The 13,844-nt window shown below is 68.3% G+C and carries 9 protein-coding genes and 1 tRNA gene; 4 read left to right on the forward strand and 6 right to left on the reverse strand.

Annotated features, from left to right (window positions below; all coding sequences use genetic code 11):
- Window positions 1–128 precede the first annotated feature (128 nt).
- The 3 genes from rne (at window position 129) to ACX93N_RS01405 (ending at window position 4,163) form a co-directional block, all read left to right on the forward strand.
- A complete protein-coding gene (gene rne / locus ACX93N_RS01395; protein WP_459426597.1) occupies window positions 129–3,116 on the forward strand; it encodes a ribonuclease E in 2,988 nt (995 codons plus the stop codon).
- 60 nt (window positions 3,117–3,176) lie between these two features.
- Window positions 3,177–3,264: transfer RNA gene (locus ACX93N_RS01400), tRNA-Ser, on the forward strand.
- A gap of 131 nt (window positions 3,265–3,395) precedes the next feature.
- Window positions 3,396–4,163: an enoyl-CoA hydratase/isomerase family protein gene (locus ACX93N_RS01405; protein WP_459426598.1), complete on the forward strand. Its 768-nt coding sequence runs from the start codon at window positions 3,396–3,398 to the stop codon at window positions 4,161–4,163.
- A 1-nt stretch (window position 4,164) separates the two neighbouring features.
- On the opposite strand, the gene ACX93N_RS01410 is transcribed toward ACX93N_RS01405, so the two are convergent.
- Window positions 4,165–4,914 carry a class I SAM-dependent methyltransferase gene (locus ACX93N_RS01410; protein WP_459426599.1) on the reverse strand — a complete coding sequence of 250 codons (750 nt, stop codon included), beginning with the start codon at window positions 4,912–4,914 and terminating at the stop codon, window positions 4,165–4,167.
- A gap of 36 nt (window positions 4,915–4,950) precedes the next feature.
- Window positions 4,951–5,451 carry an Lrp/AsnC family transcriptional regulator gene (locus ACX93N_RS01415; protein WP_459426600.1) on the reverse strand — a complete coding sequence of 167 codons (501 nt, stop codon included), beginning with the start codon at window positions 5,449–5,451 and terminating at the stop codon, window positions 4,951–4,953.
- Window positions 5,452–5,522: 71 nt separating this feature from the next.
- Here ACX93N_RS01415 and ACX93N_RS01420 point away from each other — a divergent pair, with 71 nt between their 5' ends.
- Window positions 5,523–6,758, forward strand: coding sequence for an aminotransferase class I/II-fold pyridoxal phosphate-dependent enzyme (locus ACX93N_RS01420; protein ID WP_459426601.1), 1,236 nt, complete (start codon window positions 5,523–5,525; stop codon window positions 6,756–6,758).
- A gap of 734 nt (window positions 6,759–7,492) precedes the next feature.
- On the opposite strand, the gene ACX93N_RS01425 is transcribed toward ACX93N_RS01420, so the two are convergent.
- The 4 genes from ACX93N_RS01425 to ACX93N_RS01440 form a co-directional block, all read right to left on the reverse strand.
- A complete protein-coding gene (locus tag ACX93N_RS01425) occupies window positions 7,493–8,572 on the reverse strand; it encodes an alpha/beta fold hydrolase (protein WP_459426602.1) in 1,080 nt (359 codons plus the stop codon).
- Window positions 8,569–10,101, reverse strand: a complete 1,533-nt coding sequence (locus ACX93N_RS01430) for a serine hydrolase domain-containing protein (protein WP_459426603.1) — start codon at window positions 10,099–10,101, stop codon at window positions 8,569–8,571. The genes ACX93N_RS01425 and ACX93N_RS01430 overlap by 4 nt, the downstream gene beginning before the upstream one ends.
- Window positions 10,102–10,177: 76 nt before the next feature.
- A complete protein-coding gene (locus ACX93N_RS01435; protein ID WP_459426604.1) occupies window positions 10,178–12,796 on the reverse strand; it encodes a TonB-dependent receptor in 2,619 nt (872 codons plus the stop codon).
- Between the two features lie 41 nt (window positions 12,797–12,837).
- Window positions 12,838–13,839 (reverse strand): FecR family protein, encoded by a 1,002-nt coding sequence (locus tag ACX93N_RS01440; protein WP_459426605.1) that lies wholly within the window; start codon window positions 13,837–13,839, stop codon window positions 12,838–12,840.
- Window positions 13,840–13,844: the final 5 nt, after the last annotated feature.

Genomic DNA, 13,844 nt, shown 5'->3' on the forward strand with positions numbered 1-13,844 from the left:
GAGATTCCCCAGCGTCGTGTTCACCAGGGCCTTTCCCAGGTAGACCGGCCGCCACAGCCGCGAGGCCATGCCCGCGGGAGCCCGCACGGGTGCCTTTCCGGCGAGCCTTTTACAAGGTGAGTCGCAGCATGAAGAAAATGCTTATCAACGCCACGCAGCCGGAAGAACTGCGCGTGGCCCTCGTGGACGGGCAGCGCCTGTACGATCTCGACATCGAGAACCGCACCCGCCTGCAGAAGAAAGCCAACATCTACGTCGGCAAGATCACCCGCGTGGAGCCCAGCCTCGAGGCGGCCTTCCTCGACTTCGGCGCCGAGCGCCACGGCTTCCTCCCCCTCAAGGAAATCGCCCGCGAGTACTTCTACCGCAAGGCCTCCGAGGGCGACGGCAAGACGAAGATCAAGGATGTCGTCAAGGAAGGCACCAAGGTCATCGTGCAGGTCGACAAGGAAGAGCGCGGCACCAAGGGGGCGGCCCTGACCACGTTCATCAGCCTCGCCGGCCGCTACATGGTGCTCATGCCCAACAACCCCCGCGCCGGCGGCATCTCCCGCCGCATCGAGGGTGACGACCGCGCCGAGCTGCGCGAGGCCCTCAGCGTCCTCGACATCCCCGACGGCATGGGCGTGATCATCCGTACCGCCGGCGTCGGCCGCAGCGCCGAAGAACTGCAGTGGGACCTCGCCTACCTGCTGCAGCTGTGGGACTCCATCAGCAAGGCCGGTGAAGAAAACGCCAGGCCGGTGCTCCTGTACCAGGAGAGCAACGTCATCATCCGCGCCGTGCGCGACTACCTCCGCGACGACGTCGACCAGGTGCTCATCGACTCTCCCGAGGCCCACCGCCAGGCCACGGACTTCGTCGGCATGGTGATGCCGAAGTACCTGAACCGCATCAAGCTCTACGACGACAACATCCCTCTCTTCAACCGCTTCCAGATCGAGAGCCAGATCGAGACCGCCTTCCAGCGCGAAGTGCGCCTGCCCTCCGGCGGCTCCATCGTCATCGACCCGACGGAAGCGCTCGTGTCCATCGACATCAACTCGGCCCGCGCCACCAAGGGCTCGAACATCGAGGACACCGCACTGCAGACCAACCTGGAGGCTGCCGACGAGATCGCCCGCCAGCTCCGCCTGCGGGACATGGGCGGCCTCATCGTCATCGACTTCATCGACATGTCCGCCTCGCGCAACCAGCGCCAGGTGGAAAACCGCATGCGCGATGCCCTGGCCCTGGATCGCGCCCGGGTCCAGGTGGGACGCATCTCCCGCTTCGGCCTGCTGGAAATGTCCCGGCAGCGCCTGCGCCCCTCCCTGGGCGAGACCAGTGCCATCGTCTGCCCGCGCTGCACCGGCCAGGGCACGATCCGCGACACCAAGTCCCTGGCCCTCTCCATCCTCCGGCTCATGGAGGAGGAAGCCATCAAGGAGCGCAGCGCGGAAGTCCGCGCCATCGTCCCCGTGGACGTGGCCGCCTACCTGCTCAACGAGAAGCGCAACGCGCTGACCGACATCGAGCGCGTCACCCGGGCCCGGGTGCTCGTGGTGCCCAACCCGAACCTGGAAACCCCCCACTTCGACGTGCAGCGCCTGCGCGACGACGAGGTGAACGGCGACCACGAAACCAGCTACAAGATCGACGTGGAAGTCCCCGAGGCCGAGCAGATAAGCGACGCCCATGACGCCGTCCCGCCGCCACCGAAAGCCATCGTCGAGGCGCCGCGCCCGACGCAGCCGGCCCCGGCCGCCCGGGAAGCGGCAGTGCCGGAGCCGGAGCCGCCGACGGCCGAACCGGCGCCGAAGGCTGCGGCGCCCGCGCCCGCGCAGCAACCCGCTCCCGCGGCGGCCCCCGCGCCGCGCGACGGCCTCCTCCGCCGCCTGGCGGTCACCCTTTTTGGCCCCGCCGAGCCCGTGGCACCGGCTGCGCCGGCCCCCGAGCCGGCCCCGGAAGCCCGCAAGGCGCAGGACGACGGCAAAGCGCGTAAAGAGACGCGCAACGACACCCAGGGTGGTGAGCGCAGCGAAGAGCGACGCGAGGGCTCCAGCCGCCGCCGGCGCAAGCCGCGCAAGCCGCGGGAAGACGCCGCGCCGGGCACGGCAAAGGAGGCCGGGCAGGAGACGACCCGGGAAGCCGCAGAGGCGGCCGACGGCGACGGGAACCAGGCCCCGGGGAAAAGCAATGGCGAGCAGAAGTCGGGCAGCAGCCGGCGCCGGCGCCGGCGCAAGCCGCGCCGCAGCGACGACGGCGCCAGCGCCAGCAGCAGCCAGGCCGACAACCGCTCCGACGATTACGACACCGACTACAACCCGGACGAGGACGACTCGCTGGAGGCAATGGACAGCAACGAGGATAACCTCGCCCTGCGCCGCCGCCCGAGCGACATGAAGCGTGCGCGGCCGCAGCGCCGCCGGCGCGAGACAGAGGCCCTGGACCTGCCGGAGAACCTGACCGGTGGCGATGGCGCCAACGTCGAGCTGCCCAGGGCCCTGGCGGACAAGGTCGCTCGGGAGGCACCGGCGGAAGGCGATGACCAGAACGCCGAAGCCGCAACCGCGCGTGACGTTGCGAGCGCGGAAGCCACAGCCCCCCCGGCGGGAGAGCCGCCGGCACCCGAAGAGGCCCCGGCTGCTGAAGCACCCGTGAAGGCAGAAGCCTCACCGGGCGATGCGGAAAGCGCAGTGGCCGGGGACCCCGCCGCGGCAGGGGAAGCTGTCGTCGAGGAAAGCGGCGAGGAGGAAAGCGTCGGGGTAACGACCCGGCCCGCTGCTGAAAGGGAGGCCGCCCCCGAAGTCGAGCAGGCACCGGCGGCGAAAGAAGCCGCGGAGCCGTCCCGCCCAGAGCCCGTACGCAGCCAGGCAGCCGCCAACGAGCAGCAGCCCGGTTGCGGCACGACCGCGGCAGGTGCCGGGGGCATGACTGCGCAGGGACGCGCCGGCAATGACCCGCGCGTCGCACCGGCACCGGTCACGGAGGTCCGTATCGAAACGGCCCACATGACCCTGTTCAGCGACACCCCGGCCCCGGCCGTCGAGCCCCCGGCACGCAATGTGCCGCGGGCCAGCAACGACCCCCGCGGCCCGCGCCGCAACGAGGGCGCCGCCGGTCAGCAGGGCTGACGGCAGCGGCACCGCCGGCGGTTGTTAGCCGCCGGCGGTGCCGTATAATCGCGCATTCATGGTGGGCTGGCTGAGTGGTCGAAAGCGGCGGTCTTGAAAACCGTTGAACCGAGAGGTTCCCGGGGTTCGAATCCCTGGCCCACCGCCACAACCCGGCAAGGGGTGCCGAACGGCGCCCCTTGCCGCTTTGAAGCGCCGAACGAACAAGAGACTGTTTCGACCCGCCAGTCACCGCAGCCACAGCGGTATACCGATAAGAAGCTGCGGCAGGAAAACGCCATGTACCAGACCCTCCACATCGACAGGCACGGCTCCGTCGCGCACCTCTGGCTCAACCGGCCCGACAAGCTCAATCCCCTGTCGGTACACGCGCTGGAGGAGATCGCGGCGGCGGCGCGGGAACTCGACGGCGACCCGGACATCCGCGTCATTGTCGTCGGCGGCCGCGGACGCAGCTTCTCGGCCGGGGCTGATCTCTCCGGCTTCCCGGGCCCGGGCGATAGCGGTGCGCGCGAGGCCGCCGACGCGGGACGCCGGATGGCGGATGCTCTCGAGGCGGTGCACGCCATCACCATCGCCCGCATCCAGGGCTGGTGCGTCGGTGGCGGCCTCGTCCTCGCCGCCGCCTGTGACCTGCGGGTCGCGGCGGACTCGGCCCGCTTCTCGATCCCCGAAGTGGACCTCGGAATTCCCCTGGCCTGGGGCGGTATCCCGCGGCTGCTGCGGGAACTCGGCCCGGCGCTGACCAAGGAACTGGTGATCACCTGCCGTCCCTTCGATGCCGACGAGGCCGCGCGGGCGGGCTTCCTGAACCGGGTGGTGGCAGAGGCGGCGCTCGACCAGGCCGTCGAGGGTCTTGCCCGGGAAGTGGTGCAGCGCCCCGCCCTGCCCGTGCAGGCCACCAAGCGACACGTCGATGCCGTGACCGCCAACCAGGTCGGCCTCAACCGCGCCTGGTCCGACGCCGACAGCCTCCTCGCGGCGCTGATGGACCCGGAATGCGAGGAGGCGCGGGCGCGCTACCTCGCGGCCCGCGGCCGCCGCTGAATCAGGTCCGCCGGGCCACGTAGTAGCCGTAGCTGACGAAGGCGCGATTGCGCTCGTAGAGCGCGATCTCCTCTCGCTCCGCGGCCACGATCGCCTTCGCCGCTTCGGCGTTGTCGAAACGATCGAGAAACGCGGGGAAGCGCGCCTGCAGCGGTCGGTAGTAATTGTCCAGCCAGCAGCGCTCCGGTAGCGGAAAATAGCCCAGCGGCGCATAGCCGCTATCCTCAAGGGTGGCCAGCTTGGCGCCGGCCGTCGCCACCTCGGGATACTCGCGCAGCCAGTGCTGCGTCAGTTCTTTCGGCCGTTCCGCGGTGAGCCAGGTGAGCTCGGAGACTGCGAGGATGCCGCCGGGCTTGAGAAAGCGGCGCCAGGCGCGGACACCGTTCGCAAAACCCATAGTGTAGATCGCGCCTTCCGACCAGATCGCATCAAGCCCCGCGTCGTCGAAGGGCAGGTCCTCCATCGGCGCGGTCAGCGTCTCGACCCGCCCGGCAAGCCCGTCTGCCACCGCGATCTCCTCGAGCCGGGCGAGAAACGCCGGCAGGAAATCCACCGCCGTAACGACCGCGTCCAGCTCCCGTGCCAGCACGCGCGTCGACGCCCCGGTGCCACAGCCGATGTCGGCGATGCGCAGCGCCGATCGCTGCCGGAGCCCCGACAGCGTGATCGCGAGGCGCGTTTCGTCGTCGCCACCGGGGCCCTGCCGGTCGCCCTGCTCATGCAGGGCCGTAAGAAGCGTCAGCTCATCCATCGGGGTATGCGCGGACGGTTCTGCCGTGTGACCACATTATCGCCAGCCCTCCCCGGCTTCCACACAGGAAAAGATCAGCCCCGTCTCCAGGTGCGCCACTTCCGGCCGGGTGGTGAGCGCATTCATGGCGAAATCGCGCAGCGCCTCGGGATCGCGCACGCCCACGTGCACCAGGAAGTCATTGGCGCCGGCCACGTGGTAGAAGCGCATGACCTCGGGCAGGCCGAGCACGTAGTCCTGGAATGCCGCCACGTCGGCCGCGGTGTGCTCGCGCAGGCGCACGGCGATCAGCGCCTGCAGGCCGATGCCGAGGGCCGCCGGGTCCAGGGTGGCGTGGTAACCGCGAATGATGCCGGCGCGTTCGAGTTGCCGCGTGCGCACCAGGGTCGTGGAGGGCGCGAGGCCCACCCGCCCGGCAAGCGCCTTGTTGCTCAGGCGAGCATTGTTCTGCAGCTGGCGAAGAATCTCGAAGTCCGTTTCGTCGAGGTTTGCGCCGCGGCTCGCAACCGCATTTTCTTCACTGTTGATACTTTTCATCAAATAAAGCTCAAGATTAGGGGCGAAATCCGAAACCTAATACAGCATAACAGCGCTCCGGGAGAACCACCATGGCCAGCAGCGACACTCATAACGACCCCATCGAAGCCCTCGCCTCCCTCCGCCACGAGTTCGGCGAGCACGGTGGCGTGAACATGTCCATCGAAGCGAGCTCCACCTTCACGGTGGTGGACCCGGCGACCATGCCGGACATCTTCGCCGGGCGTAAGGGGCCGGAAGCCGGCGGCTGCTACCTCTACGGTCGTCACTTCAACCCCACGGTGTACAACCTCGGCCGCCAGCTCGCCGCGCTGGAGGGCACCGAGGCCGCCTATTGCAGCGCCAGCGGCATGGGTGCCATCTCCGCGGTGATCCTGGCCCTGTGCAACGCCGGTGACCATGTTGTGGCCAGCCACACGATCTACGGCGGCACCTGGGCGCTGCTGCACGACTTCATGCCGGCCAAGACGGGGGTGACCACGGCCTTTGTCGACACGACGGACCTCGCCGCAGTAAAGAACGCCATCACCGACCGCACCCGCCTGCTCTACGTCGAGAGCCAGTCCAACCCCACGCTGCGCGTGGCCGACATCCCGGGTCTGGCCGCCATCGCCCGCGAGGCCGGCATCCCCCTGGTGGTGGACAACACTTTCACGCCCCTGGTGCTCTCCCCGGCCCGTCTCGGTGCCGACATCGTGGTGCACAGCCTGACCAAGTTCATCGGCGGCGCCTCGGACCTGATCGGCGGCGCGGTCTGTGCCAGCGCGGACTTCATCGGCAACCTCATGGACTTGCACACGGGGCCGCTGATGATCCTCGGCCCGACCATGGACCCCACCGTGGCGGCCGGCGTCGCCCTGCGCGTGCCGCACCTGCCGCTGCGCATGGCGGCCCACAGCGAGCGCGCCCTGGCCCTGGCCGAGCGCACCGCCGCCCTCGGGGTACCGGTCGCCTACCCTGGCCTTGCGTCACACCCGGACCATGCGCTGATCCAGCAGCTGCGCCACGCGGACTACGGCCACGGCGGCCTGCTGACGATCGATGCCGGCACGGAAGAGAAAGCCATGGCGCTCATGCACACGCTGCAGAACGAGCACCAGTTCGGCTACGTGGCCGTGAGCCTCGGCTACTTCGACACCCTCATGTCCTGCTCGGCCACGAGCACCTCGAGCGAGATGCCGGAAGAGGCCCTCGAGGCGGCGGCGATCCGGCCGGGGCTGGTGCGCATGGCGGTGGGGTATACGGGGACGCTGGAGCAGCGCTGGGGGCAACTGCGGACGGCCCTGGAATCCGTCGGGCTCGCCTGAGCAATGTAGACCCTCTAGAAGTTGTCGCTCGACGTGTAATTGCAGGTGGCGTGAGCGTGTTCCAGCTACCTGCCATCCTCCCGCAGCCGGCCTTCCACATACTTATGCAGGATGCTTGCAATGAGCGTCTGGTAGGGGATGCCCTCCTCCAGCGCCCGCTTCTGCAGGCCACGCAGATCCTTGGACGACAGGCGGATATTGACCCTGGCATCTTTCTTGACGAGGGCCTCCGCATAGCTTCGGTGACGCCGGGCGATCTCCTGGCCATCCGGTGAGCGTCGTAAACTGCCTTGCTAGAGGGCATCGAGAATATCCTGTTCTTCGCGGGAAAGCTCGCCCATGTGTCTGCTCCCAAACAGTCTCGCGTCGCCTTGCGGCTCGGAATAACGGTCTTCAGGAAGACCTCGGCGTCGGATTCCACAAACGGCACCAGGTAGACGCACTCCTCGATCGCGATCACGTGTATCCGCTGGCCGGGGTAGCGCGCCTGGTTCGGGTGCTCAAAGGTGTCCAGGATATCGCTGGCCATGATGTGGAACACCACGTCCTCGAAGGACATAGCGCGCTCGGCTTTGAGCAACGCGTTTTCTTCGGGGCTCCAGAGGATCGTTTTCACTACCCAACTTCGAACAATGTGTGCCTTTTACATTCATCACGCCCGTGCCCGATAGCAGCGACGCGGCGGTAGTATAGCGCCGGTTGAGTGCCACAGCAGCGTAGGGCTGGCCAGGCAGCTACGACGCGTCATGGGCTTCGACCCGGTCGAGGAGCGCGTCCATATCGCGCAGGAACCAAGCCGGGCGCATGGGATGTGCCGCGTGCGGGGTGTCCGGGTACTCCACCACGTCAATCAGGTCCGGATGCATCGCGCGGAGGCGTTCGAACGCCGCCCCCGGGTCGAACTCGTCCCCCGTCGGGTCGATGATCAGCATCGGCACGTCCAGGTTGCGGTAGGTGATGATCGGGTGTGTGCGGCGCCAGGACTGGGCCAGCAGCGGCAGCTCGTGGCTGCGGGCCGGGTCGATGGTCGCGGGCCCCTCACCGAGCAGCCGCGGCCCGTCGTAGTGCGGGACGAACTCGCCCTCCGCGTTCACCCCGATCCAGGATTGGAAGGTCGGCGCCACCCGCGCCGGCATGGTTCCCCCCCAGCCGGGCAGGTAGAAGCCGGCCAGCGCCTGAAAGGCCTGAAATCGCGTGGGAAAGACGAGGTCATCGTGCTTCGGGAAGCTGCCGGCCAGCGCCTTCATCGCTTCGAAATTGCGCTCGGTGCGGGCCTGTACCGGATCCGCACCACCGTCCTCCAGCACGAGCGCCAGGGCCCGCTCCGGGTAGTGATCGTAGAACGCGGTGGTGACACCGCCACCGAGGGAAAGGCCGCCGATGACCGCGCGCTCGATGCCGAGCTGGTCCATCATCGCCGCGATGTCGTCGGCGATGTGGGACAGGGAGAACGCGTAGTCCTCGACCTCGGTCTGACCGTGGCCACGGTAGGTGATGGCGTAGACGTGATAACCCAGCTCGGCAAGCTGCGGGCCGACATTGACCAGCTCGAAGCCGGTGCTGGAGTAACCGTGGGACCAGACCAGGGGCACCCCGCCCTCCTCGCCCCATTCGAGGTAATGCATGCGGATGCCATTGACCTCGATGAAGTGGCCGTGGTCCGCGTCGATGCGCTCGTACTCGGCCAGGGACTCCTTCACCAGCGCACGATTTGCCGGTGTGTCCGGAAAGACCGGTGGCTGTGCCTCGGCGGCGAACAGGCCGCTCGTGAGCAGGGCGGCAACGAGGGCGCCGGCCATGTGATTGACGTTCATGAGCTGTCTCCTGTCGTCTCGGCCGCCGGTGCGGCGCTGACTGTGTTGGGGGATGGCGACCCCGCCGGGTCATCGCCGGTGCCGGCAGGCAGCGCCGCCAGGATGGCGGCAACGTGGCGATTGAGATCAAAGCGGCCGCCGTTGGTCCAGCCGGCCCGCACGATGACCGCGTCGCGGGACGGCACGACGATGATGTACTCGTCATTGAAGCCCGCGGCCATGTACAGGTCCCGGGGCGCATCAGGCAGTTCGCGCTTTTCGGGAGCGGCCGGGTCACCGGCGTTGAGCCAGAACTGGCCGCCGTAGCGCCGGTCCGGCGCCTGAGTAATCGGGGTCGTGGCGAAGGCAACGTACGCCGGCGACAACAGCTGCCGGCCGTTGATCCTGCCCCCGTTCAGCAGCAGGAGTCCGAAGCGCGCCCAGTCCCGGGCGCTGGCATAGAAGTAGGAGCTGCCCACCTGCGCACCGGACACGTCGACCTCGAACACGGCGCTGTGCATCCCCGCCGGTGCGAAGAAACGCTCCCACACATAGCGCTGCAGTGCCGGCAGCTCGCCGCCGGCGGCATCGAACAGGATCTGCGACAGCAGGTTGGTTGTGCCGGAGGAATAGGACCAGTGAGTGCCTGGCGGGTGCGCCAGCGGCTTGCGCGCCGTGTAAGCCGCCATGTCCGGCACCTTGAACAGCATGTTGGTGCTGTCGTTCCCTGGCCCGTAGGGATGCTCCACGAAATCCAGCCCGTCGGTCATCGTCAGCATGTGCCGAAGGGTAATCGCGCCGCGGGGGTCGCCGGGCTCGCGCCAGGCAGCGATCGGTGCGGGCGCATCCAGGGCCAGCACGCCGTCGGTGACCAGCGTGCCGATCAGTGCGCTGGTTATGCTCTTACTCGCCGACCAGGCCAGGAAACGGGAATCGGGGCCGAAGCCAGGCGCGTAGCGCTCTGCGATCAGCCGCCCGCGGTGCACCACCAGCAGCGCACGGGTGTCGATCGTGACCCCGGGGGTATCCTCCGCGAAGGCCGCATCGATGGCCTGCGCCAGCGCGGCATGATCCAGACCCTCTACCGACGGCGCGGGCGCCACATCGCGCCCGCGCGGCCACCGTGCCTGCGGGTCCGGGGGGGCCGGCGGTGCCGCCAGCGCGCGGCTCTGGGCGAGCAGTTCGTCGCGCGTGGTATCGATCATCAGGGTGCAGCCAAGCCCGGGCCGGTACAGCGCCGTGCGCTTGAAAAACCCGAAATAGGAGGCCGAGGCGGTCGCCGCTGAGGCATCGAATTCAAAGCGCGCATGGGAGAGGAGCGGTGCCATGAAGGGTCGCAGATCACGGGCGATGACGGCCTCCGGCGCGCGCCCCTGAAGGTAAACACCGGAACAGGCGAGCTTGGCGCCCACGCCGGTGCCCATGGTCATCTCGCTCACGGACAGGAACGGCAGCCCGCGGTCGTGGACGATCCACGCCGCCGCGGCGCCGAGCAAGAGCAGCGGAACCAGCAGCAGAGCGCCGGTGCGGATTACGCTTGCTCGGGGCATAGGGCGTCTCCAGCTTCTGCGCGACGGGGGCCGCAACCACCACCGCTGACCCTCGAGCGCGGGGTGCTTGTCACGGTCAGAAGTCGTAGGTCAGGTTGAGCCCCACGGTGCGCGGCGGGTTGGTGGGAATCTGCTCGAAGACCGGCCCCTGCCGGTCGATCGTGTAGGGGATGGCCTCATCGAACAGATTGTGCGCGAACAGCGACACGCTGTAACCCCGGGCGCTGCGCACGCCGACGTTGAGATCCATCAGCTCGTAATCGCCGAGGGCAACGTCGAGGTCGGTGTTGAAGTCATTGAGACGGTCGCCGACGTAGCGGTACACCAGGGAGCCGAACAGGTTGAACTGACCCCCCAGCGGCCGGTCGTAGTTGGCGCTGACCGTGAACTGCTCCTCGGCCGCCCCGGGCAGCGTGTCCCCTTCCTTGCCGGATACACCGCCGGGTACGTCCTCCTGCAGCTCCGGCCGCGTGACGGAGCCGGCCACGGAGATATCGAGGTGCTGCGTCAGCATCGCCGCAACGCTGAACTCGAAGCCGGGAATCTCCGCGGCGCCGGCGTTCTGCGTCGTTCGCGCGAAGGTGACCGGGTCCTGCACTACCAGCTGGATATCGTCCCAGTCGATGAAAAACAGCGCCGCGTTGGCCACCAGGCGCCCGTCCAGCCAGGTGCTCTTCAGCCCCAGTTCGTAGCTCCACAGCGTGTCCGAGTCGTAGGTGCTGAAGGGAGCGATGGCCGTGGGCTGGTTGAAGCCGCCGCGCCGGTAGCCGGAGGCTGCGGTGACGTAGCCGAACAGGTCCTCGTTGAAGGCGTGCTCCAGCGACACTTTGTAGGTGTCCACATCTTCCTGGGTGGCGAACTCGATGCCGCGGATCGCCGCAGTGCCATCGAATTCGAGGAAGAAGCCATCGGTCTTGGTAAAGGTGGTCGCGAATTCGACATCGGACCGACGGTAGCCGACGGTGAGCCTGGTGGCATCGGTGAACGCCCACCCCAGCTCACCGTAGACGGCTCGCTCGCTGCTGGGTCTTTCGGCTTCCGAGTCGATGGCGAGTGCGCCATCCTCCACCGGCAGGAAGCCGAACACGGCATCGCCACTGCCGAGGTAGACGATGTTCTGATAACCCTCGTCCTGCACGTCCTCGTAGTAGGCACCGGCTATCCAGTCGAGCCGGCCGCCACCGGTCGAGACCAGGCGGAGTTCCAGCAGATCCGTGTCGATGGTGCCACCGCTCGGCTGGGCGACACCGTCACAGACGCAACCGTTGGTGATGGCGACGAACTCTCGCTGATCGAACACGAAACCCCATTCCTCCTCGGTCCGCGTCGCCAGCAGCTTGGCCGTGAAGCTGTCGAAACGGTATTCGAGGTCGAGATTCAGGATCTCGTAGTCGCTGCTGGATTCCTGCACCACGGCGCCGATGGCGCGGCGCGAGGCGGGGTCCGCCGGGGTGATCGCACCGGCGGGATCCGAGGCCGGGGTGCGGATGGTCGTGGTCCAGTTGTTGCCGGCATCGATCTCCTGGTAGAGGTAGAGAACGTCCGCGGTGAAGGCCTCGCTGGGTGTCCAGCGCAGTGCCAGGCGGCCGCCAACGGTATCCTCCTCGTTGATATCGTCCTCGCCAAGCTCGACATTGTCGATATAGCCGTCGTGCTGGTAGCTGTAACCGACCGCGCGCAGCGCCAGCGTATCGCCGAGAGGCAAATTGATGTAACCGTAACCGCCGGCGTTGTCACCGCCGTCTTCGGTCTGCGAGAGGTAGCCGTTTATACCGCCCGTGAGTGCCGTTGTGTCCGGCATATTGGCGATGTAGCGAATAATGCCGCCCATGGCGCTGCGGCCGAACAGCGTGCCCTGCGGTCCCTTCAGCACCTCGACGCGGTCAATGTCCACGAGGCGCAGCGGCGGCGCGCTCGAAGTGACACCCGAGATGACGAAGTCGTTCAGGTAGGCGGCCGTCGTCGGCGCGCCGGTTTCCTGCGTGGAGGTGGCAATATTGCGGATGATGACCCGGTTATCGGCCGGCCCGGTATTGAACGCCGTTACGCCGGGCACCGCATCGAGAAACTGGGCGGCATTGGTGTAGACATTGTCATCCAGCGCCTCGCCGCTCAGGGCGCTGATCGACAGCGCCGTCTCCTGCACGCCGGACTGCCTGCGCGTGGCGGTGACGATCACCTCCTCGAGCAGGCGTGCCCCGTCTTCACCGTTCTCCTGGGCGAGCAGCCCGCCGCTGAAAAAGGTCGCCAGCGCCGTCAGCAGGAAACCGCCTGCGCGCGCGGCATCGCTACCGGTGTGTTCCTCGTGGGTCACATCCTTCATGTTCTTTTCCCTCTCCCCCCGGGCCGCGGCAGCCACCGGCTGCACCACGATTACCCCGTCAGCATTGATCCGACCGGTATAGCCGGAACCGGTGAGCAGGGCCGCCAGCGCCTCGCCGGGCGTGTAGCTGCCGGCCAGGGCGGGCCCATCGAGCGCGCTCAGCGCATCGAAGGGAAACAGCGTCTGTGCGTCCAGTGCCTCGGCCAGGGCACGCAGGGACCGGTCCAGGCGCTGGGCCGGGATATCCAGCACCAGGCGCGCCGGCTCCCGGGCTCCGGCCGGCTGCCCGCCGAGCACGAAGGCCACGATGATCAGCGCAAGGAGCGCCCGCCGCGGCCACGCGGCCTGCTCGCTATACAGGACAGGCAGCATCAGGAAACCCCCCAAGGGGATTTCGCCGGGGGCGCGGCGGATCATCGGCGGGCGAGGAGGTGTACGGTCCCGTCGGCGTCGCGCCGCACGTCGATGGGGAAACCCGCCTCGAGGGCCTGCAGCATGGCGCCGGTGTCGCCGGCGCGGAAGTAGCCGCCGATGCGCAGGTCGCGCAGCGCGGGATCGTTGATCACGATCCGCGCCTCCGTGTAGCGGCCGATCTCGTCGATGACCTCGGCCAGCGGCTCCCCGGCGAACGAGAGCATGCCCTCGCGCCAGGCGAGCTCGCGGGCCAGATCCTCGGTGGAGACGGGCTCGGCGAGCTCCAGCGTTTCCGCCAGGCGGACCCGCTGGCCGCGCTTCACCGTGCCGAGGATGGTCCTGCGCTCGCCGAGCAGCGAGCTGCCCGGGCCGCGCTCGGCGAGCTCGACCACGCCTTCCGTCACCAGCACCTCGAGGCCGGCGCTATCCCGGCGCAGGGAGAAGGCCGTGCCCACGGCTCGCACGCTGCGGCCATCGACGTGTACCACGAAGGGCCTGGCGGGATCGTGGCTTACCTCGAAGTAGCCCTCCCCCGCCAGCAGGTAGAGATCGCGGCTGCGCTCCCCGTAGGCCACCCGCAGCTGGCTGCCGGTGTTGAGCTGCACCGTGGACCCGTCCGCCAGGCTGATGCTGCGCTGCTCACCGATGGCCGTCGCGTAGAGGACCGGCGCCTCGCTCGCGTTCTCGTTCCGGGTGAGCACGGGCGCGAGCACCACGGCCAGCAGTAGCGCGGCGACCCCGGCGAAGGCGAGCGCCGGGCGCCAGCGCGGGACACGCGCCCGCTGCGGCGGACGCGGTGCCGCCAGCTCCGTGAGGACGTTCAGCTCGCCCCAGAGCGTCGCCAGGCGGTCGATCGCCTCGCGGTGCCGGGGGCTGCGGTTGACCCATTCCCGGAAGGCGTCGAGATCCGCCGGCGAGGGCTCCTCACCGTCAAACTGGGCAATCCAGGCGCAGGCCTCCTGGTCGATGGCCGAGCGTTGATGGCTGGGGGATTCGGGCATGGTCA

Source organism: Pseudohaliea sp., assembly GCF_054552115.1.